A 19,307-nucleotide genomic window follows, 5' to 3' on the forward strand; every position below is an offset into this window, starting at 1 on the left:
AAGAAACGAAACCGTTTCGTACGTGTGCTGAGTCACCCGCCGGACCGCATCGGCCATTTTTCATAAGTTGCTCCGGTCCGTCCCGCGGAAAAGCATAGGGAGGTGAGCTATCTGCGCCTGCCGCACCTCAGTGGCGACCTCCTGAGCTTCGTGGCCGAGGACGACCTCTGGCTGGCCCCTCTCGACGGCAGGGGCCGCGCCTGGCGGCTCACCGTCGACCGGACGAAGGTCGGTCACCCCCGCTTCTCCCCCGACGGCCGCCACATCGCGTACACGAGCTGGCGCAGCCTGGTCCCGGAGATCCATCTCGCGCCGGTCGAGGGCGGCCCGGGCCGCAGACTCACCTACTGGGGCAGCCCCGACACCCAGGTCTGCGGCTGGACCCCGGACGGCGACATCCTCGCGGTGGCCTCGCACGGCGAGCCGTTCTCGTACTTCACCTGGGCCCACAAGGTCCCCACCGACGGCGACCCCGGCGGCCGCCTCCCCTGGGGCCCGGTCTCCGACATCCAACTCGCCGACATCGACGGCGAACACCAGACCCTGCTCCTGACCGGCACCCCACCCCACGAACCGGCCGCCTGGAAGCGCTACCGCGGCGGCGCGATGGGCCGCCTCTGGCTGCACGGCCGCCGCCTGCTCGCCGACCTCGAAGGCCACCTGCACTCCCCCATGTTCGTCGACGGCCGCATCGCCTTCCTCTCCGACCACGAGGGCATCGGCAACCTCTACTCCTGTTCCTACGACGGTTCCGACCTCCGCCGCCACACCGACCACGACGCCTTCTACGCCCGGCACGCGGCGAGCGACGGCACCCGCGTCGTGTACCAGTGCGCCGGCGACCTGTGGCTCGTCGACGACCTCTCCCCCACGTCGGCCCCGCGCAAGCTGGACGTTCGGCTGAGCGGGCCGCGCGCGGGCCGCCGTACGTACCAGGTCCCCGCCGCCCAGCACGTCGACGGCATCTCGGTCGACGAGACGGGCCGCGCGAGCGCCGTCGTCGTACGCGGCAGCCTGTACTGGCTCACCCACCGCGACGGCCCGGCCCGCACCATCACCGACACCCCGGGCGTACGGGTCCGCCTCCCCGAGATGCTCGGCTCCGGCAGCCAGGTCGCCTACGTCACGGACGCGGACGGCGAGGACGCGATCGAGATCGCCTACCTGCCCCGCGCCTCCGGCGAACGCGAGCCCCGCCGACTCGCCTCCGGCGAGGTGGGCCGCGTACTGGAGCTGGTGTCGGACTCGGCGGGCGAGCGCCTCGCGATCGCCGCGCACGACGGCCGGCTCCTGCTCCTGGACGCCACGGAGGAGTCCAACGGCGAAGTGACGGAGCTGATCCGCTCGATCAACGGCCCCGTCCGCGACCTCGCCTTCTCCCCCGACGGCACCTGGCTGACCTGGTCCCACCCCGGCATCGGCCGCTCGCTCCGCCAGATCAAGATGGCGCGCATAAAGGACCGTTTGATCGTCGACGTCACCAACGGCCGCTTCGAGGACGAGAATCCGGTCTTCACCAGGGACGGCCGCTACCTCGCCTTCCTCTCCTGGCGCGGCTTCGACCCGGTCTACGACGTCCACACCGGCGACCTGTCCTTCCCGCTCGGCTGCCGCCCCTACCTCGTCCCGCTCTCCTCGGCCACGCCCTCCCCCTTCGCGCTGACCCCGGAGGGCCGCCCGGCCGCCGGTGGCCTGGACGCGGCGGAGGACGACGAGGGCGCGGACGGCGCGGTGACGGTGGAGGTCGAGGGCCTGGAGAGCAGGGTCACCCCGTTCCCCGTCTCGGCCTCCAAGTACTCGGCGCTGTACCCGGTTTCGGGCGGCGGACTGGTCTGGCTGCGCTGGCCGATCTCGGGCGCGCTGGGCGAGACCTTCGCCAACCCGGACGACACGAGCGGCCGCCCGACCCTCGAGTACTTCAACATCAGCAAGGCGAAAAAGTCCGAACTCGTGGACCACTTGGACTGGTTCGCGGTGAGCGGAGACGGCTCACGCCTGGTCGTGGTCGACGAGGACGAACTACGAGCGGTCCCCTCCACCGAGTCCGGCGACAGCGACTCGACGGTCTGGATCGACCTCCGCCGCATCCTCCACGAGGTGGACCCGCCCGCCGAATGGCGCCAGTCGTACGAGGAGGCGGGCCGCCTGATCCGCGCGTACTACTGGGACCCGCAGATGTGCGGCATCGACTGGACCGGGGTCCTGGACCAGTACCGCCCGCTGGTCGAGCGGGTGGCGTCTCCGGACGACTTCGCGGACCTGCTCCGCGAGGTCCTGGGCGAGTTGGGCACGTCCCACGCCTACGTCACCGCGTCCCGCCGCAACGAGGGCCCGCCCCACTACCAGCGCCGACAAGGCCTGCTGGGCGCCAACTTCGTCCGCAGGGAGGGCGGTTGGACGGTGGCCCGCATCCTTCCCGGCGAGTCCTCGGACTCCAAGGCCCGCTCCCCGCTTGCCGGCACCGGCATCCGGGAGGGCGCGATCCTGACCCACGTGGACGGCCGTCCGGTGGACGAACTCGCGGGCCCGTACCCCCTGTTGGCGGGAGCGGGCGGCACGACGGTCGAGCTGACCTTCACCCCGGCGGAGGGAGAGGGCAGGGCCCGCCGAGTCGCCGTAGTCCCCCTCATCGACGAACGCCCCCTCCGCTACCAGGACTGGGTGGCCAAACGCCGGGCCGTGGTACGGGAGTTGAGCGGCGGCCACTGCGGCTACCTCCACATCCCCGACATGGGCGGCTCCGGCTGGGCCCAGTTCAACCGCGACCTGCGCCTGGAGGTGTCCCGCCCGGCCCTGATCGTCGACGTACGCGGCAACGCGGGCGGCCACATCAGCGAACTGGTCGTCGAGAAACTCACCCGCACGATCCTCGGCTGGGACCTGACCCGCAACGCCCAACCGGTGTCGTACGCCTCAAGTGCCCCCAGGGGCCCGGTGGTTGCCCTGGCCGACGAAGCGACTTCGTCCGACGGCGACATGATCACGGCGGCGTTCAAATTGCTGAAACTAGGCCCGGTGGTAGGCCAACGCACCTGGGGCGGAGTGGTCGGCATGACCGGCCGCCACCAACTCGGCGACGGCACGGTGATCACGGTCCCCATGAACGCCGCCTGGTTCGACGCATACGGCTGGACCGTGGAAAACCGAGGCGTGACCCCGGACTTGGAGATCCTCCGCACCCCATTGGACTGGGCAGAGGGGAGACACGCGCAGCTGGACGACACCATCAAACTGGCCCTGGACCTCCTGGCCATCCACCCGGCGGCAACCCCGCCCGACTACAGCGCGGTACCGGACCGTTCGAGGCCCAAACTCCCCCCACGGGCCAACCCCCCTGTCTTTTAGGGGCGCGGGGCTGTATCTATTTGCGGCTCCGCCGCGTGGGCGCGCCCAGCCCCAACCCCCTGCTTTTAGGGGCGCGGGGAACTGCGCGACAAGCCCCCACCGCCCCGCACCCAACAACGAAACGTGGGACGCCCCGAAAAACCCAGGGCGCCCCACGCAACCAGACCTCAACTACACGTCGTAGTCCTGGTCCATCTCCCGGTCCATCCGCTCCGGCGCCCCCTGCCCCGAACGCTCAACATCCTCGTCCCGCCGCTGCCCACGATCCCGCGCCTGGTCCTTGCCCTGGTCCATACGCTCCTTGGCCTTGTCCGCGAGGTCCTTGGCCTTGTCCTGGAACTGGTCCTTCATACCCATGTGGGTTCACTCCCGTACTGAGGGGGGTACTTGTGGGCCCCTCGTTGGGGCCTCGACCAGATTCACACGCCAGGACAAACCCCGCATTTCGATCAGTCACCCTCCGTGACACGCACAGCAGCCCGCGCCGCGGCCCGCGCCGCTTCGTCCGCCGCCCCACCCGCCCCCACAAGCCCCGACCGCATCCCCTCCAGCCGAGACCCGAACCGCCGCATCTCCCGCTGCCCCACGGACCCGATGACCCCCGGCAGATAGCCCCGCACGCCCTGCATCCCCCGCAACCACCACTGCCCGTACACATGACTCGACCGCCGCTCGATCCCCGCGACGATCCGGTCGACCGCCGGCCCGAGCGGATACGTCTTGTTCGACGGCCAGGGCAACCGCTCCCTCAACTCCCGCATGACCGCGTCCTGATCAGCCCCCCGCACCATGTCCGTGTCGGTCCACGACAGATACCCGACCCCGACCCGCACCCCCTTGTGACCGACCTCGGCCCGCAAGCTGTGCGCATACGCCTCGACCCCGACTTGGACGCGCAGTACGCGGTCATCATCGGCGCCGGAGTGATCGCGGCCAGCGAGGCGATCTGGAGCAGATACCCCCGGCTCTCCATCAGCACGGGCAGAAACGCCCGCGCGGTCACGGCGGACCCGATCAGATTCACCTCGATCACCCGCCGCCAGGCGACCGGATCGGAGTCGACGAACGGCCCCCCGCTCGCGACCCCCGCGTTGGCGACGACGATGTCGACCTTCCCGAACCGCTCCTTCACCTCGCCTGCCACCCGGGCCATCGCCTCATGGTCGGTGACATCGGCGTACCAGTGATCGCTGTCGGTGTGCAGCCGCTCGGAGACCTGCTTCAGCGCGTCCGGTTCCAGCCCGACCAGCGCCAACTCGGCCCCGCGCGCGGAGAGTTTGCGGGCGAGCAACTCGCCGACACCCCGCGCGGCCCCGGTCACGACCGCGACCTGCCCTTCAAGATTGCCCCTGTTGCTCATGCGCCCTCCTCGACCTGATCGAACTCCACGTACACGGCGACCAGTTCACGGATCTTCGCGCCGACCAGCTCCGGCGCCTCGACGGGCGTCATATGACCGAGCCCGGGCAACTCCGTGATCCCGACACAGTTCGGCAGCGCGGCGACCAACGCCCGCGCGTGCACCGGCGGCGTCAACCGGTCCGCCGACCCGACGACGACGGCCGTCGGCACCGCCAACTCCCGTACCCCGTGGTCGAGATCGAGTGAATCGAGCACCCGGGACCACGCGTACCGCACGGCCCGCGGACACGCGTGCACGATCCGCGCGACCGCCTCGACCATGTGCGGGGCCGAACCGGGGCCCATCGTCCCGTACTTGAGGATCCGCCGCGCGGTCGGCGTGACCGGCCCGAGCGGCGCCCGCGTCCCCAGTATCTTCCGGGTCAGCCGGGTCCGCATCCGCCCGGCCCGCAACGGCACCACGAGCGACTCGTCGACCAGCCGCGAACTCCCCGTACTGCACAGCAGAACGGCCACCGCGTGCTCGCGGAACCCGGCCCGCCCGGCGGCGGCCAGCACGGCCATCCCGCCCATGGAGTGCCCGGCGACCACGGCCTTCTCCCCGGGCGCGAGCGTCTCCTCCAGTACGGCTTCCAGGTCGTCGGCGAGCGCGTCGGTACTGTGCGCGACGGCCACCGGACTGCGCCCGTGCCCCCGCTGGTCGTAGGCGATCACGCGGTGATCGGCGGACAGGTCCCGTATCTGCGCGGCCCAGAAGGCCGTGGAACAGGTCCAGCCGTGCGCGAGGACGACGGCGGGCGCGTCCTCGCGGCCGTGCACCTCGACGTGCAGCCGGGAGCCGTCGGCCGAGGTGACGGTGAGCTCGCGGGCGGGGACGGGCGGGGCGTACGGCCCGGACGAGACGTGCATCAGTCGGCTCACGCGTCCACCACCTCCGCCTCCGTCGCCGCCTCCGTCTTCCTTCCAGCCTTCGCCCGGACCACCTCGTACTCGGTGAGGTCGACTCGCCTTGTGGCCTTGCGGAATTCGGCCGTCGTGCCGGGCCAGATGGTGGTGTTGCGGCCGGAGGCGTCCATGTACCAGCTCGTGCAGCCGCCCGTGTTCCACACCGTGCGTTTCATACGGTCCTGCACGCGCCGGTTCCACGCGCTCACCGCGCCCGGCCGGGCGTCGAGGGCGACGCGGCCGCCCAGGACGTCCAACTGCCGTATGTAGTCGGCGAGATAGTTCAGCTGCGACTCGATGATGAAGATCATGGAGGAGGTGCCGAGGCCGGTGTTGGGCCCGATGACGGTCATCCAGTTCGGGAACCCGGCCGCGGAGGAGCCGCGCAGCGCCTGCATTCCGCCCTGCCACGCCTCGGCGAGCGTGCGCCCGTCCGCGCCGACGACCCGCTCGGCGATCGGCATGTCCGTGACGTGGAAGCCCGTACCGAAGACGATCGCGTCGACCTCGGCCTCGGTACCGTCCGCCGCGACGACCGTCGAACCGCGGACCTCGCTCAACCCGCTTGCCACGACGTCGACATTGGGCTGGGCGAGGGCCGGATAGTAGGTGCGGGAGAGCAGGATCCGCTTGCAGCCGATGCGGTAGTCGGGGGTGAGTCTGGCGCGCAGAGCCGGGTCCTTGATGGCACGGGCCATGTTCTTCTTGGCCAACTGCTCCACCAGGACGAGCTCGTTGGGCCGCTTGGTGAACGCCGTGGTCTGCAACTCCCTTATGCCCCACAGGAGTCCGCGCCGGGCCTGGGTGGTGAAGGGCAGCGCGCGGTGCAGGGCGCGTTCGGCGGCGCTGATGGGGCGGTCGACGCGGGGCATCACCCAGGGCGGGGTGCGCTGGAAGAGGGTGAGGCGCTCCACGTCGGGCTGGATCTCCGGCACGATCTGGATCGCGGAGGCACCGGTGCCGACCATGGCGACGCGCTTGCCGCGCAGGTCGTAGTCGTGGTCCCAGCGGGCCGAGTGGAAGACCTTGCCGGGGAAGGAGTCGAGCCCGGGTATGTCCGGGATCTTGGGGTCGGACAGCGGCCCGGTGGCGGAGACGACGAGGTCGGCGGAGTAGGAACCGCCGGTGGTCTCGATGTCCCACCGCAGCCGCTCCGCGTCCCAAGTCGCCTTCTTGACCTCGGAGTTGAAGCGGATGTGCGGCCGGATCCGGAAGACGTCCGCGACGTTCTCCAGGTACGCGCGGATGTGCTCCTGCCCGGAGAAGGTGCGCGGCCAGTCGGCGTTCGGCGCGAAGGAGAACGAGTACAGATGGGACGGTACGTCGCAGGCGCAGCCGGGATAGCTGTTGTCCCGCCAGGTCCCGCCCACGCTGTCGGCCCGCTCCAGGACGACGAAGTCGGTGACGCCCTCGCGCCGCAGCCGCACCGCGGCCCCCAGCCCGCCGAACCCGGACCCGATCACCGCCACCCGCACATGCTCGCGTTCGGTCATCCCGTGCCCTTCCCTACGACCCACTCGACCGCGCCAGTGAACACTGGCGCAATCGGAGCGTAGGGCAGCTTCGTACTCATGGGTAGGGGTCGGGACGACGAAAGTTACCCCGGGTACGACGTAGGGTGCGGGCGTGGCGGAGAAGGCGGAGAAGGCGGAACCGGCGGAGAAGCGCGAGTACCGCATGGAGGAACTGGCCGAGGAGGCCGGCATCACGGTGCGCACCCTGCGCTTCTACCGCGAGCGCAAACTCATCCACCCGCCGCGCCGGGAGGGCCGTATCGCCTGGTACGACGAGACGCACCTGGCCCGCCTGCGCACCATCTCGGCGCTGCTGGAGCGCGGCCACACCCTCAACGGCATCGCGGAACTCGCCGAGGCCTTCGACCACGGCCGCAACGTGGGCGAGCTGCTGGGGCTGGGCGCACCCACCGAGGAGACGCCGGTGCGGCTGACCCCGGAGGCCCTCGCCGACTACTTCGGCGACCAGGCGACCCCGGAGAACTTCGCCGCCTCACTGGAACTCGGCTACCTCGGCACCGACGGCGGCGAGATCGTCCACATCAGCCGCCGTCTCCTCGACGTCACGGCCGCGCTGGTCCGCGAGGGCATCCCCCTCGCCGACGTCCTCAGCGCGGGCCGCCGCGTCCGCGCGCACACGGACGCCCTCGCCGAACTCTTCACCGACCTGGTCGTCTCCGAGGGCCGCACGGCGGAGGACCTGCAACGACTGCGCCCGCTGGCGAAGAGCGTCGTGGAGGCGGAGTTGTCGATGGCGATGGACCGGCGGCTGCAACAGGGCGGCGGCCAGGGGCCTCAGAGGTCGTAGACCACCGTCACCGGCGCGTGGTCCGACCAGCGCTCGTCGTGCGTGGCCGCGCGCTCGACGTATCCCTTGACCGCCTTGGCGGCGAGGCCGGGCGTCGAGACGTGGTAGTCGATGCGCCATCCGCTGTCGTTGTCGAACGCCCGCCCTCGGTAGGACCACCACGAGTACGGACCCTCGACGTCCGGATGCAGGCCGCGCACGACATCGACGTACGCCCCGTCCTCCGCGTCGAAGACCTGGCTGAGCCACGCCCTCTCCTCGGGCAGGAAGCCGGAACTCTTCTGGTTGGCGCGCCAGTTCTTGAGGTCGGCGGGCTGGTGGGCGATGTTCCAGTCACCGCAGACGACGACCTCGCGGCCGTCGGCGGCGGCCCGCGCACGCAGGTCCTTCAGATGGACGAGGAACTCGCCCATGAAGCGGACCTTCTCGTCCTGCCGCTCGGTGCCGACCTCGCCGGAGGGCAGATAGAGGCTGGCGACCGTGACACCAGGGAGGTCGGCCTCGACGTAGCGGCCGCTGCCGTCGAACTCGGCCGACCCGAAGCCGACCTGGACCCGGTCCGGCTCGCGGCGGGTGTAGAGGGAGACACCCGCACGGCCCTTGGCGGTGGCCGGGGCGTGCACGACGTGCCAGCCCTCGGGGGTGCGGACGTGCTCCGGCAGCTGCTGCGGCTCGGCGCGCACCTCCTGCAGGCAGAGCACATCGGCGGAGGTCTCCGCGAGCCACTCCACGAAGCCCTTCTTCGCGGCGGCTCGCAGTCCGTTCACATTGACAGAGGTCACAGTCAGCACCCGGGCACACTACCGGCACACTGGACGGGGTCCGGATTCCCCACCCGGACCTTCGCAGACCCTCCCAACGCATAGAAGTACGATACTCGGCATGAATATACGACCCGTCCCGTTCGACCACCCCGACGCCGTCAAGCTGAACGACCAGGTCCAGGCGGAGTACCACGACCGCTACGGCGACGGCGGCGACGCCACGGTCCTGGACCCGTCGGACTTCACCCCGCCGAACGGCGTGTACCTCATCGCGTACGACGAGCACGACGACCCCGTCGCCACCGGCGGCTGGCGCTCCCAGGACGCCAACGGCGAGGGCAACGAGGACGGCGACGCCGAACTCAAGCGCATGTACGTGATCGAACAGTCCCGCGGCCTGGGCCTCGCCCGCCGCATGCTGGCCGCCCTGGAGGACGACGCCCGCGCGGCCGGCCGCACCCGCATGGTCCTGGAGACCGGCACCAAGCAGCCGGAGGCCATCGCCCTCTACACCTCCAGCGGCTACGAGCCCTGCGTGAAGTTCGGCTACTACCGCTTCCACGACGAGAGCCGGTGCTTCGCGAAGGCGCTGTGATCTAGAGCGACGGCCCGGGTACCGCGACGCCCCGCGCCCGGACGGCGAAAGGCGCCGCCGCGCCGGCCACGGCGAACAGGGCGCCCAGGGCCAGCCAGCCCGCGTGGGGATGGTCGCCGAGACACAGCACCGCGATCAGCGACGGGGCCACGGCGGTGGCGGCACCGCGGCCCAGGGAGAAGAAACCCTGGTACTGACCGTGCATGCCGTCCGGCGCGAGCGAGAAGCTCAGCCCGAACGAACCCGCCGACAGCCACAGTTCGCCGAGGGTGAGCGCGGCCGCGAACAGCAGCAGGAGCCCCGTCGCGGCCCAGCCGCCCATCCCGCCGGTGAACGACACCAGCGCGCAGGCGACGAACAGCGCGATCCCCGAGCGGCGGCACATCCGGGCCGCCCGCCCGTCGTCCTCGGCGCCGCGGCTGAACCGGATCTGGAGGCAGATCACCATCACCGTGTTGACGGCCACGATGCCCGACACCAGAACCGGCGGCGCATGGGTGTGCTGGAGCACCCACAGCGGCACGGCGAAGGACAGGATCTGCGCCTGGAGGGAGAGGACACCGCAGATGAGGGTGACGGCGGCGTACCGCGCGTCCCGCAGGACCTGCCAGCCGGAACCGGCGCGCTCCGCCTTCCGCGGGCCGCCTGCCCCGGAGGTCCCCCCATCGGGGAGGGGGCTCCGGGAGCGCAGCCACCGCAGCGGCACCGCCGCCGCCGGGTAGGTCAGCGCGGTGCACCACAGGAGCGCCATGTATCCGGCCGCGGTGTCGGCCTGGATGACCAGTGCCGATGCCGCCGCACCGATGGTGATGCCGACGTTGGTCACCACGCGCAGATAGGCCCGCAGCCGTACCCGCTCGGTGCCCTCCCCGACCGTGGCCACCAGCGCTCCGCGCGCCGCGGTGCTGCCCTGCTCGGCGAGGAGGAAGACCAGGACGAGCGCCAGGAACGCCGGGAAGGTGCGGGCGAAGGCGAGCGCGGCCATCGTGGCGAACTGGATGCCCAGGAGGACCGTGTAGGTGCGCGAGGCACCGAACCGGTCCGCCAGCTTGCCCAGGGGTATGGCGCCGGCCAGCGCCACGACGCCCGCCAGGGTGAGACCGGAAGCGACCTGGCGCACGGGCAGCCCGACCACCCGGGTGAAGAACAGGGTGCTGGTGGTCAGGTACAGGCCGCTGCCGACGGTCTTGACCAGCCAGGAGACGGCCAGCAGACGGGAGTCCCCGGGCGGCGGCACACAGGCGTCGAACACGGCGCGCGCCCGCCCGGGGGCAGTTCGCCCCGCGCGCGAGCCGGTGCTCCCGGCGGAGTCCGGTGCGGACGCCGCCGTGGGCGAGCCGCTGTTCCGGGGTACGGGCGGTTTCACTGCGCGGCCACCGCCATCGTGTGCAGCCGGGCGATGAACGCCTCGGCGGAACCCTCGTCGGCGGCGGTGAGGTACGCCTCCAGGTGACCGGGGCTGAAGCACTCCTCGGGGGTACGCACCTCCAGTACGCCGGGGAGGGCCGCCACCCGCTCGCGCAGGCCGGGCAGCGCGGGCAGCCGGGTGCGGCCGACGATCCCGGTGCGCGGCCGGCCGGGCGGGCGGCCGGGCCGCTCACCGATCGAGACCCGGACGAACTCCTCCCACAGGTCCACGCCGAAGGCATGCCACCACATACGGGAGATGCCCATGCCGCCCGGCCGTATCGCCACTTCGCCGATGACCGGACCCGCGTCGGTGCGGAACACCTCCAGGTGCGTGACCCCGGCCCGCAGGCCGAGGGCGGCGACCACCCGGTGGTGCAGCGCCAGGACCTCCTGCGCGAAGGGGTCCGCAGGGTCGGCCACGTACCCGCTGTTCAGGCTCGGCGTCGTGACCGGCGGCGGGAGGAAGTAGCGCGACACGGCGGCGTGCGACACCTCGCCGTCGTGGACGACGCCGTCGCAGTGGTACTCGTGCGTGAACCGCACCAGGCGCTCGACCTGGACCGGCAGCCGCAGGTCCGCGAGGTCCGCGTAGGCGTCGGCGCGGTGCCGTTCGGCGAACTCCGCCGCCGAGGCGACGCGGTGGGTGCACTGCGACGCGGCGCCGAACACCGGCTTGATCACGACGGGCCAGCCGGTCCGGCGCGCCGCCGAGGGCACGTCGTCGACCGCGGCCGCCTGGGCGTAGTCCGTCACCGGCAGACCGGCGGCGCGCAGCCGGTCCTTCATCGCCCGTTTGTGGGTGGCCCACAGGGACTGGTCCACGCCGGGTCCGTCCACCCCGAGCAGGGTGCGGACGAGGCCGGCCGCCACCACGCTCTTCTCGGTGGCGGCGACCACGTGGTCCACGGGACCGCTCGCGGCGAGGCCGTACGCCGCACGCTCCACCTGCGCCAGCTCGGCGAAGCTGTCGACGTACGCCACCTCGTGGTCCCGGTACAGGTCTGCGTACCGCTTGCGGGTGATGACGCGGACGGTCACGTCGGTCCGGCGCGTCAGCGCCTGGAGGGCCTCCGGCTTGTCGGAGTTGAGCAGAAGCACCTGCCGGGTCACATGGTCTCCTCTTCGGCGTGGTGGTGGGTGACGGTGGCGGCGTCCTCGTCGACGACGGCCCAGGCGGGCGAGGGGCCGCGGTCGGGGGTGCAGCGGGTGACGGAGCCGACGTTGACGACGAAGCGGCCGTCCGCGGCGAGCGGCACCGGCTCGCCGAACCGGAACGGCACGCGCACCGCCCGGGCCGGACCACCGCCGACGGACCGCAGCCGGTACAGGGCGCTGCGGTGATGGTGCCCGTGGACCAGGGCGCGGCCGGGGAAGTCCGCGTCCGCCGGACACCATGTACCGGGCTCCAGTTCGCGCCACGGCAGCGGATGACCGTGGCAGTACAGGGCGAAGCCGGTGCGGTGTTCCAGCGGGGCGTCGAGCAACGGGCGGGTCCAGCCGGGCAGTTCGGGACCGGGCACGAGGGAGCGGATCCGCTCCTCCTGGTTGCCGCGCACGAGCAGCGCGCCGTCCAGGAGCCGGGCGAGTCCGGGGTCGGGGTCGAAGACGTCCGCGAGCCGGCCGCCGAACGCGTATCCGGCGGCCTCCTTCTTGCCGACGCGGCACTCGAAGACGTCGCCGAGGCAGACCACCCGGTCCACTCCCTGCTCCCGGATCCGTTCCAGCACGGCCCGCAGCCGGGCGGTGTCACCGTGGATGTCGGTCACGACGGCATGGCGCACGGCACTCACTCACCCGTCTCGATCAGCACCCGGCCCGCCACCTGCTCGCAGCGGCGGGCGGCCTCGGCGGCGTCCGTGCCGTCGGCGATGACGTAGCCGGACCGGTCCCCGGAACGGCGCACCGGGCCGACGCCGTCACCGACCGCCACGTCCAGCCGGACCTCGGCGGTCGAGTCGCCTAGGTCGGGCACGGTGATCCTGCGGACCGTCCCGGGCGACGGGGTGAGGAACCTGATCGCCGCTCCCCGGCGGGCGACGGGCGCCTCGGCGGGCGGGGGCACCAGGCCGAGCGGGCAGCCCGCCGTGAGGCTTACGACGTCCAGGCCGTAGGCCCGGCGCAGCAGTTCACGGATCTTGTCGCCGCCGACGCGGTTGTGGGACTCCAGGACGCGCGGACCGTTCCCGGTGACCTTGACCTCGGTGTGCGCGGGGCCCTCGATCAGGCCGACCGCGTCGAGGAAGGTGACCACCAGGGCGGCGACCTCGTCCAGCACCGGGGCCGGCAGGGCGCTGGGCAGGGTGTGGCCGGTCTCCACGAAGGACGGTCCGACCAGTTTGTCGGTCACGGCGAGGACGGTGTGCTTCCCGTCGCAGGAGAAGGTCTCCACGCTGATCTCGGGTCCGTCGAGGTACTCCTCGGCGACCGGCCGGGTGCCGCCCGCCGCCTCGAACGCCTGCCAGATCTCCTCCGCGTCCCCCGGCCCGGCCACCCGGAACACGGCCTGGCTGGCCGTTCCGGTGGCCGGTTTGAGGATCACGGGCCCGCCCGTCGTACGGCAGAACTCGGCGAGGTCCGCGGCGGTGCGCGGTGCGGCGGTGCGTACGGGGGCGATCCCGCGGGCGTTGAGGAGTTCCCGCATACGCCGCTTGTCCTGGAGCAGGCCCACGGTGTGCAGGGAGTTGCCGGGCGTGCCGAGCCGTTCGGCGAGGGCGGCCGCGGGCAGCAGACCGCGCTCGGTGAGGGACAGCACACGGCCGAAGGGGCGGTCCGCGTGGAGCGGCGCCAGCGCCGCGTGCAGGGCGTCGGTGTCCGCCAGGTCCGTGGCGAGGACCGTGTCGGCCTCCGCCGCCTGCGCGGGCGCGGCTTCGGCGGCGTCGTGCACGAAGACGGTGTCGACCCCCAACTCCTTTGCCGCGCCCACCAGTTGGGGGGTGCCCGCGATCACCGCGAGACGCGGTGTCGCAGGCACCCGCTGCCCGGATGTCATCCGACGGGCTCCGGCCGGGCCGTCCCGGCTGCCTCGGTCGCCGGTGGCGCCACCGCGTCCGGATCCCCGAAGCGCTCCTTGAGATACGCGATGATGTCCGCGTTCTCCCGGAGCCTGCCCGGTATCACGGTCGCCCCGTCGACCAGGGCCGGGATGAACTTGCTGCCCGTGGTGCGGATCAGCTCGTGCCGCTCCTCGCGGGGCTTGGGCACGTTGATGTTGATGTAGGACACCTGGAGCCTGGTGAGCAGTTCACGCACCGGCTTGCAGTCCGGGCAGGTCTCTCGCTGGAACAGGACGAGCATCAGCGGCCTTCCTCGTGGAACGTGCGGATGATCTCACCGACACCGGAACCCGGGGTGAACCGGTGGCCGAGGTCGAGCAGGGCCATCTCCAGGGCGCCGAAGACGGCACTCAGGTCCAGCGCGTCGGCCGCTCCCACGTGTCCGACCCGGATCAGCCGGCCCTTGAGGTGGGCCTGGCCGCCGGTCATGGTGAGGCCGTAGGACGCGGACAGCGTCTTCAGCAGCTGCCCGGTGTCGATGCCCTCGGGGGCGAGCGCCGAGGTGATGACGTGGCTGCGGCGGTGCGGTTCCTTGACGAAGGTGCTGAACCCCAGGGCGAGCAGGGCGCGTTCGGCCGCCCTGCCGAGGGTCGCGTGCCGGGCGCGGAAGGCTTCCGTGCCCTCCTCGTCCAGCATCTTCAGCGACTCGTGCAGGGCGAGCAGCAGCGACACCGCGGGGGACGAGGACGACATCGGGTAGAACTGCCGCAGCCGTTCGAACGACCAGTAGTAGTTCGGCCCGCCGGACCGCTCCACCGCCGTCCACGCCTTGTCGGACAGGGCGATGAAGGCGAGCCCGGGGGGCAGCATGAAGCCCTTGTGGGAAGCCGCGAGGACCACGTCCAGGCCCCACGCGTCCATCTCCAGCGGATGGACGAGCAGGCCGCTGATCGCGTCGACGACCACGGTCACGTCGGTGTCCCGGAAGATCCGCCCGATGGCCTCCACGTCGTTCAGCGCACCGGTGGAGGTCTCGCTGTAGACGACGAACGCGCCCCGGATGCCGGGGTGTTCACGGTGGGCCGCGGCCACCCGCGCGGGGTCGGCGCTGGTGCCCCAGTCGCTCTCCACGACGTGCACGACGAGGCCGTAGTTGCGGCAGATCGCCTGGAAGCGTTCGCCGAAGTAGCCGTTGGAGACGACCAGGACCTCGTCGCCCGCGGTGAAGCAGTTGGCGACCGCGGCCTCCATCGCGCCGGTCCCGGAGGAGGCGATGGTGTACACGGGGGCGGTGGTGCCGAACAGCGGGGGCAGACCGCCGCTGATCTCGTGGATCAGCTGCTCCATCTCGGTGGAGCGGTGGTGGATGATCTCGCGGGCCCCGGCCAGCAGCAGGCGCTGGGGCACTTCGGTGGGTCCGGGTGTGGCCAGCCGCAGCTTCACCGGCTGTCCTCCTTCACATCGCTCTGTACGTCGGTGTCGTGGCCGGCGGGGGCCGCGGGCCGGGGCGCGTCGACGAAGACGCGGCGGGTGGCGGGCTTGAGGTCGAAGTCGAAGAGCACCACGCGGTGGCTCGGCGACATGGCGAGGCGGCCGTCCCGGAAGGGGACGAGCAGGCTGGTGCCGAGCAGCGACGACTTCAGGTGGGAGAAGCCGTTGGGGTCGGCGGTGGTCAGCTCGTGCAGATACCGGCCGCCGTCGGCGGGAGACTCCGGCGCGACGCGCTCCAGGGTCCGCAACAGGTCCTGTACGGCGCCCGGTTCGTAGCGCATGACGGTGAGCCCGATGGTGCTTCCGTGCGCGAAGACCCCGGCCAGCCCGTCGCCCGTGCCGTGTTCCTGGAGGGCGGCGGCGATCCGGTCGGTGAGGTCGTAGTGGGAGTTGAGGCCGGTGCTCTCGACCGTCAGCTCGATCACCGGGCCACCTCCGCGGGGCCGGCGATCACCGGCGGCACGTTCGCGGCCGTCAGGTCGCCCGGCCCGGTCACGGTCCAGGCGGGCACCTCCGCCAGGACGGCGGTGATGCGGGCGATCTGCTCGGCGTGGGCGGCGCGGCCGTCGTCGAGGTAGTGGTGCCAGCCGGCGTTGGCGCCGTCGAAGGCCGACTCCACGTTCGCCCGCAGCGCGTCGGCGTGCTCCTGCCGGCCGCCGGCCAGCGGCTCCACGACCGTGTCGCCGCCGGGGCCGATCGCCGGGTGCAGGATCGCCGCGACGGGCACCCGCACCCCGACCGGGGCGCTCGGGAACCGGTCCCGGAACGGCAGCGGGTCGACCGCGAACTTCCCGACCGGCGAGAACGCGTGGCCCTCGGCGGGCACGTAGTCGTCCCCGATGCCGGCGATCTCCTTCAGCCCCGGGTACTTGGCGACGGTGCCGTAGCCGAGGTGCGGGTAGTCGGGCCAGCCGGCCGCGACGACGGAGCCGTCCGGCAGCTCGTGCAGCACGGTCTTGTCGCCGCTGAGCACCTGGTAGCCGAAGTGCTCCACCAGTTCCAGCAGCAGCGTGCTCTTGCCGGCCCCCTTCGCCCCGGTGACCAGTACGACCTCGCCGTCCCGGTAGGCGGCGGTGGCGTGCAGCACGGCGGCCCCGGTGTTCTCCTGGTGCTTCAGCACGAGGTCGCGCACCAGCTCCACCAGGTCCATGTGCCCGCCGGCGCCGAGCGCCACGTCGACGACGCGCGCGGCACGGTCGAAGACGAAGCGGGTGCCCGTCTTGGTGCACTCCAGGTACTCCCTGCCGTCCACGACGGCCCGCCGGGCCGGGACGGTGAAGAACTCGCTGGCGCTCTTGCGGAGGAAGATGTCCTCCTGCGGGGTCCCGGCCCCAGGAGCGATGCCGTCGGGGGCCGCGGCATGGATCCGCAGGGTCGCGACCGGCACGCGGCCGCTGTCGTCGGACCTCGTCCCGCGGGCGGTCAGATGCGTGGCGAGGAAGGCCAGCGCGTCCTCGATGTCGGCGCCGTCCTCGATCTCCAGGTCGAGCGGGGTGCCGTGGAAGTCCAGCCGTGCCGCGGTGGCGGTGGGGAAGGTGGTCACTGTGCTGCCTCCGCGAGCTCGCGTCCCAGGGACTCGTAGCGCTCCTGCTGTTCCAGCATCCGAGGAGCGCGCTGAAGGTCGAAGATCTCCTTGACCGGGACGAGTTCGCCCTCCACATGGTGGGTGGTGCCGTCCCGCATGATCTTGGTGAGGGTGTCCCGCATGGCCCGGATCGAGCTGCGCAGCGCCTGGTTGGCGTAGATCGCCATGGCGAAGCCGCCCCGCTCCAGCTCCTCGACGGTGACCTGGTTGTAGGTGGTCGGTACGACGATCACCGGGAGGTCGCCGCGGTAGGCCTCACGGAAGGCGAAGACCTCCTCCGGGTCCTTGCGCTTGGAGTGGATGAGCAGGGCGTCCGCGCCTGCGCGCTCGTAGACGTCGGCCCGGCGCAGCGCCTCGTCCATGCCCTGCCCGGAGATCAGCGCCTCCAGCCGGGCCACGACGACCATGTCGGTACGGGTCTCCGTGGCGGCCCGGATCTTGCCCGCGAAGTCGTCCAGCGGGGCGAGGTCCTGGTTGCCCTCGATGAAGCTGTTGAGCTTGGGGAACTGCTTGTCCTCGATGCATACGCCGGCCACGCCGCGTGCCTCGTAGGAGCGCACCATGTGGATGACGTTGTTGACGTTCCCGAAGCCCGAGTCGCAGTCCGCGAGGACGGGGATGTCCACCGCCGCCGACAGATCGGCCGCCGCGTCGAGGCAGTCGCCCATGGCGAGGATGTTGGCGTCCGGGACGCCGGCCGAGGCGGAGATCTCCAGCCCGCTGGCCCAGACGAGGTCGAAGCCGGCCTCCTCGGCGAGCCGTGCGCTGAGCGGGTTGTGCGCGCCCATGGCACGGGCCAGCCGCGGGGCGTGCAGCGCGGCGCGCAGCCGCTGGGCGGCGCTGAGGGGGGTCGCGCCGGTCCCGGCGTCGTGCTGAAGCGGTCGGTTGTCGGTCATGCTTCCCTTCCTTCGGTCAGTTGTCGTCCGTCGGCCAGTTCCCGGCACAGCCGCTCGACCGTCTCGTCCAGGACCTTGCGCGGCTGCGCCGCGCCGATCCGCCGCCCGACCTCCCACGGGTCGAGGCCGTGGCGGGCGCTGATCTTCTCGATGCGGTCCTGGAAGTAGAAGTGGTGGTCGTTGATCCCGGCGGCGATCTCGGCCCGGCGGACCGTCATGGGACGGGGCAGCACCTGTTCGGCCACGTACTCGGCGGCCTCGCAGACGAGGGCGAGATCGGCGTGGGTCTCGTAGCGGGGCCACGCGGTGAGGAAGGCCGCGGCCTGCTCGGTGGCGAGGTTCCCGGCGCCCCTGGCCATCGCGCACAGCGAGGCGTCCAGCCAGCCGACCCCGGAGTCGAGACCGGCCAGCGCGTTGGCGGCGGCCAGGCCGAGGTTGTTGTGCGCGTGGATGCCGAGCGGGATCGGCAGCCGTTCGGCGAGGAGTCCGACGCGCTGCCGTACGTCGTCCGGGGTGAGCGCGCCGAAGGAGTCGGCGATGTAGAAGACGTCCGGGAGTTCGGAGGCCACCGTGTCCGCGATGCCCGCCAGCTGCTCGGGCGTGGTGTAGCTGACGGCCATCAGGTTGACGCCGACCTTCAGTCCCAGCGCGCGTACGGCACGGACGTACTCCGGGACCCCGTCGATGTTCCACGGGTAGGCGGCGATGCGCACCATCGACACCGGGCTGTCGCCGAGGTCGGCCATGGCCTGCACGGGGCACACGGTGGGCACGACCATCACGGCCAGTTCGGCGTGGGAGACGTCCGGCAGGGCCGCCAGGTACTCCGGCGTGCAGTGCGCCGACGGACCGGCCGTCGCGCTCGCCCTGCTGCCGGAGCCACCGCGATAGCCGACCTCGATGACGTCGACCCGGGCGGCGTCCAGGGTGCTGACGATGGTGTGCACGTCGGTGGGGGTGAACTGCCAGTCGTTCTGGTTGCCGCCGTCGCGCAGGGTGCAGTCGAGCAGGATCGGCTTCACGCGGCTCCTCCCGCACGGGCCGGCGCCCCGGCGGTCGCCAGTTCGGCACGGAAGCGGGACACCAGCTGCTGCGGTGTCAGTTCCACGCGCCTGCCCGCCGGGTGGGTGCGGGGCGCGCAGCGGATACGGACCAGCGCGGGTGTGGCGGTGAGGTCCAGGGCGGCCAGTTCGTCGAGACCGTCCACGGTGTACGCGGCCGCGTAACCGGCCGCGAGGGCCATGGCCGCCCAGTCGCCGGGGGCGACGGTGCGCTGGCCGCCGGTGCTCTCGTGGGCGCCGTTGTCGAGGACGGCGTGCACCAGGTTCGGCCGGTGCTCGGCGATCATCGGCAGACAGCCCGGATTCATGGCGTACGAGCCGTCGCCGTCCAGGACCAGGACCCGCCGTCCGGGGTGGGCGAGGGCGATGCCGAGGCCGATCGGGGCGGCCATCCCCATCGATCCGACCAGGTAGAAGTGGTTCGGGCGATCGCTGATGTTGTACAGGTCGCGGGTGATGTAGCCGCAGGTGCTCACCGTCAGGGCGGACGGCTCGCGCTCCAGCAGCGCCCCGAGGGCGTCACGGATGTCCAGCACGG

General features: G+C 71.8%; 18 protein-coding genes and 1 pseudogene. 3 read left to right on the plus strand and 16 right to left on the minus strand.

The window, feature by feature from the left end; translation table 11 throughout:
- Positions 1-102 precede the first annotated feature (102 nt).
- Complete coding sequence (locus tag R2B38_RS16245) at positions 103-3,345, plus strand: S41 family peptidase (protein WP_318016871.1); 3,243 nt, start codon at positions 103-105, stop codon at positions 3,343-3,345.
- A gap of 171 nt (positions 3,346-3,516) precedes the next feature.
- On the opposite strand, the gene R2B38_RS16250 is transcribed toward R2B38_RS16245, so the two are convergent.
- The 4 genes and pseudogenes from R2B38_RS16250 to R2B38_RS16265 all read right to left on the minus strand — a co-directional run bounded on the left by R2B38_RS16250 (position 3,517) and on the right by R2B38_RS16265 (position 7,145).
- Positions 3,517-3,702: a hypothetical protein gene (locus R2B38_RS16250; RefSeq protein WP_318016872.1), complete on the minus strand. Its 186-nt coding sequence runs from the start codon at positions 3,700-3,702 to the stop codon at positions 3,517-3,519.
- A gap of 92 nt (positions 3,703-3,794) precedes the next feature.
- A pseudogene (locus R2B38_RS16255) lies at positions 3,795-4,705 on the minus strand (SDR family oxidoreductase).
- The gene (locus R2B38_RS16260) at positions 4,702-5,628 is read right to left on the minus strand and encodes an alpha/beta hydrolase (protein ID WP_318016873.1); all 927 of its coding nucleotides are present in this window, start codon (positions 5,626-5,628) and stop codon (positions 4,702-4,704) included. The pseudogene R2B38_RS16255 and the gene R2B38_RS16260 overlap by 4 nt, the downstream one beginning before the upstream one ends.
- Positions 5,625-7,145, minus strand: coding sequence for an NAD(P)/FAD-dependent oxidoreductase (locus R2B38_RS16265; RefSeq protein ID WP_318016874.1), 1,521 nt, complete (start codon positions 7,143-7,145; stop codon positions 5,625-5,627). The genes R2B38_RS16260 and R2B38_RS16265 overlap by 4 nt, the downstream gene beginning before the upstream one ends.
- 184 nt (positions 7,146-7,329) lie before the next feature.
- On the opposite strand from R2B38_RS16265, the gene R2B38_RS16270 reads away from it, so the two are divergent.
- Positions 7,330-7,974, plus strand: a complete 645-nt coding sequence (locus R2B38_RS16270; protein ID WP_318021704.1) for a MerR family transcriptional regulator — start codon at positions 7,330-7,332, stop codon at positions 7,972-7,974.
- On the opposite strand, the gene R2B38_RS16275 is transcribed toward R2B38_RS16270, so the two are convergent.
- Positions 7,962-8,765, minus strand: a complete 804-nt coding sequence (locus tag R2B38_RS16275) for an exodeoxyribonuclease III (RefSeq protein WP_318016875.1) — start codon at positions 8,763-8,765, stop codon at positions 7,962-7,964. The genes R2B38_RS16270 and R2B38_RS16275 overlap by 13 nt on opposite strands.
- A 91-nt stretch (positions 8,766-8,856) precedes the next feature.
- Between R2B38_RS16275 and R2B38_RS16280 the strand changes: the two genes are divergently transcribed.
- Entirely contained in the window at positions 8,857-9,333 is a 477-nt protein-coding gene (locus R2B38_RS16280) for a GNAT family N-acetyltransferase (RefSeq protein ID WP_318016876.1), read from the plus strand.
- A gap of 1 nt (position 9,334) precedes the next feature.
- Here the strand turns inward: R2B38_RS16280 and R2B38_RS16285 are convergent, their stop codons facing one another.
- From R2B38_RS16285 to R2B38_RS16335, 11 genes are read right to left on the minus strand one after another with little or no spacing between them, the layout of a single operon-like run.
- On the minus strand, positions 9,335-10,699 hold the full coding sequence (locus R2B38_RS16285; RefSeq protein WP_318016877.1) for an MFS transporter: 1,365 nt from the start codon (positions 10,697-10,699) through the stop codon (positions 9,335-9,337).
- The gene (locus R2B38_RS16290) at positions 10,696-11,853 is read right to left on the minus strand and encodes a hypothetical protein (RefSeq protein ID WP_318016878.1); all 1,158 of its coding nucleotides are present in this window, start codon (positions 11,851-11,853) and stop codon (positions 10,696-10,698) included. The genes R2B38_RS16285 and R2B38_RS16290 overlap by 4 nt, the downstream gene beginning before the upstream one ends.
- A complete protein-coding gene (locus R2B38_RS16295) occupies positions 11,850-12,509 on the minus strand; it encodes a metallophosphoesterase family protein (protein ID WP_318016879.1) in 660 nt (219 codons plus the stop codon). The genes R2B38_RS16290 and R2B38_RS16295 overlap by 4 nt, the downstream gene beginning before the upstream one ends.
- Before the next feature lie 20 nt (positions 12,510-12,529).
- Entirely contained in the window at positions 12,530-13,732 is a 1,203-nt protein-coding gene (locus tag R2B38_RS16300) for an ATP-grasp domain-containing protein (protein WP_318016880.1), read from the minus strand.
- Positions 13,729-14,037: a glutaredoxin domain-containing protein gene (locus R2B38_RS16305; RefSeq protein WP_318016881.1), complete on the minus strand. Its 309-nt coding sequence runs from the start codon at positions 14,035-14,037 to the stop codon at positions 13,729-13,731. The genes R2B38_RS16300 and R2B38_RS16305 overlap by 4 nt, the downstream gene beginning before the upstream one ends.
- Complete coding sequence (locus R2B38_RS16310; protein WP_318016882.1) at positions 14,037-15,179, minus strand: alanine--glyoxylate aminotransferase family protein; 1,143 nt, start codon at positions 15,177-15,179, stop codon at positions 14,037-14,039. The genes R2B38_RS16305 and R2B38_RS16310 overlap by 1 nt, the downstream gene beginning before the upstream one ends.
- Entirely contained in the window at positions 15,176-15,652 is a 477-nt protein-coding gene (locus R2B38_RS16315; protein ID WP_318016883.1) for a YjbQ family protein, read from the minus strand. The genes R2B38_RS16310 and R2B38_RS16315 overlap by 4 nt, the downstream gene beginning before the upstream one ends.
- Complete coding sequence (locus tag R2B38_RS16320; RefSeq protein WP_318016884.1) at positions 15,649-16,770, minus strand: hypothetical protein; 1,122 nt, start codon at positions 16,768-16,770, stop codon at positions 15,649-15,651. Before R2B38_RS16320 ends, R2B38_RS16315 begins: the two co-directional genes overlap by 4 nt.
- A complete protein-coding gene (locus R2B38_RS16325; RefSeq protein WP_318016885.1) occupies positions 16,767-17,708 on the minus strand; it encodes an isocitrate lyase/phosphoenolpyruvate mutase family protein in 942 nt (313 codons plus the stop codon). Before R2B38_RS16325 ends, R2B38_RS16320 begins: the two co-directional genes overlap by 4 nt.
- Positions 17,705-18,730: a hypothetical protein gene (locus R2B38_RS16330; protein ID WP_318016886.1), complete on the minus strand. Its 1,026-nt coding sequence runs from the start codon at positions 18,728-18,730 to the stop codon at positions 17,705-17,707. The genes R2B38_RS16325 and R2B38_RS16330 overlap by 4 nt, the downstream gene beginning before the upstream one ends.
- The gene (locus R2B38_RS16335; RefSeq protein ID WP_318016887.1) at positions 18,727-19,305 is read right to left on the minus strand and encodes a thiamine pyrophosphate-dependent enzyme; all 579 of its coding nucleotides are present in this window, start codon (positions 19,303-19,305) and stop codon (positions 18,727-18,729) included. The genes R2B38_RS16330 and R2B38_RS16335 overlap by 4 nt, the downstream gene beginning before the upstream one ends.
- Positions 19,306-19,307 lie beyond the last annotated feature (2 nt).

This window comes from Streptomyces sp. N50, from assembly GCF_033335955.1.
In the GTDB taxonomy this organism is placed as follows: domain Bacteria; phylum Actinomycetota; class Actinomycetes; order Streptomycetales; family Streptomycetaceae; genus Streptomyces.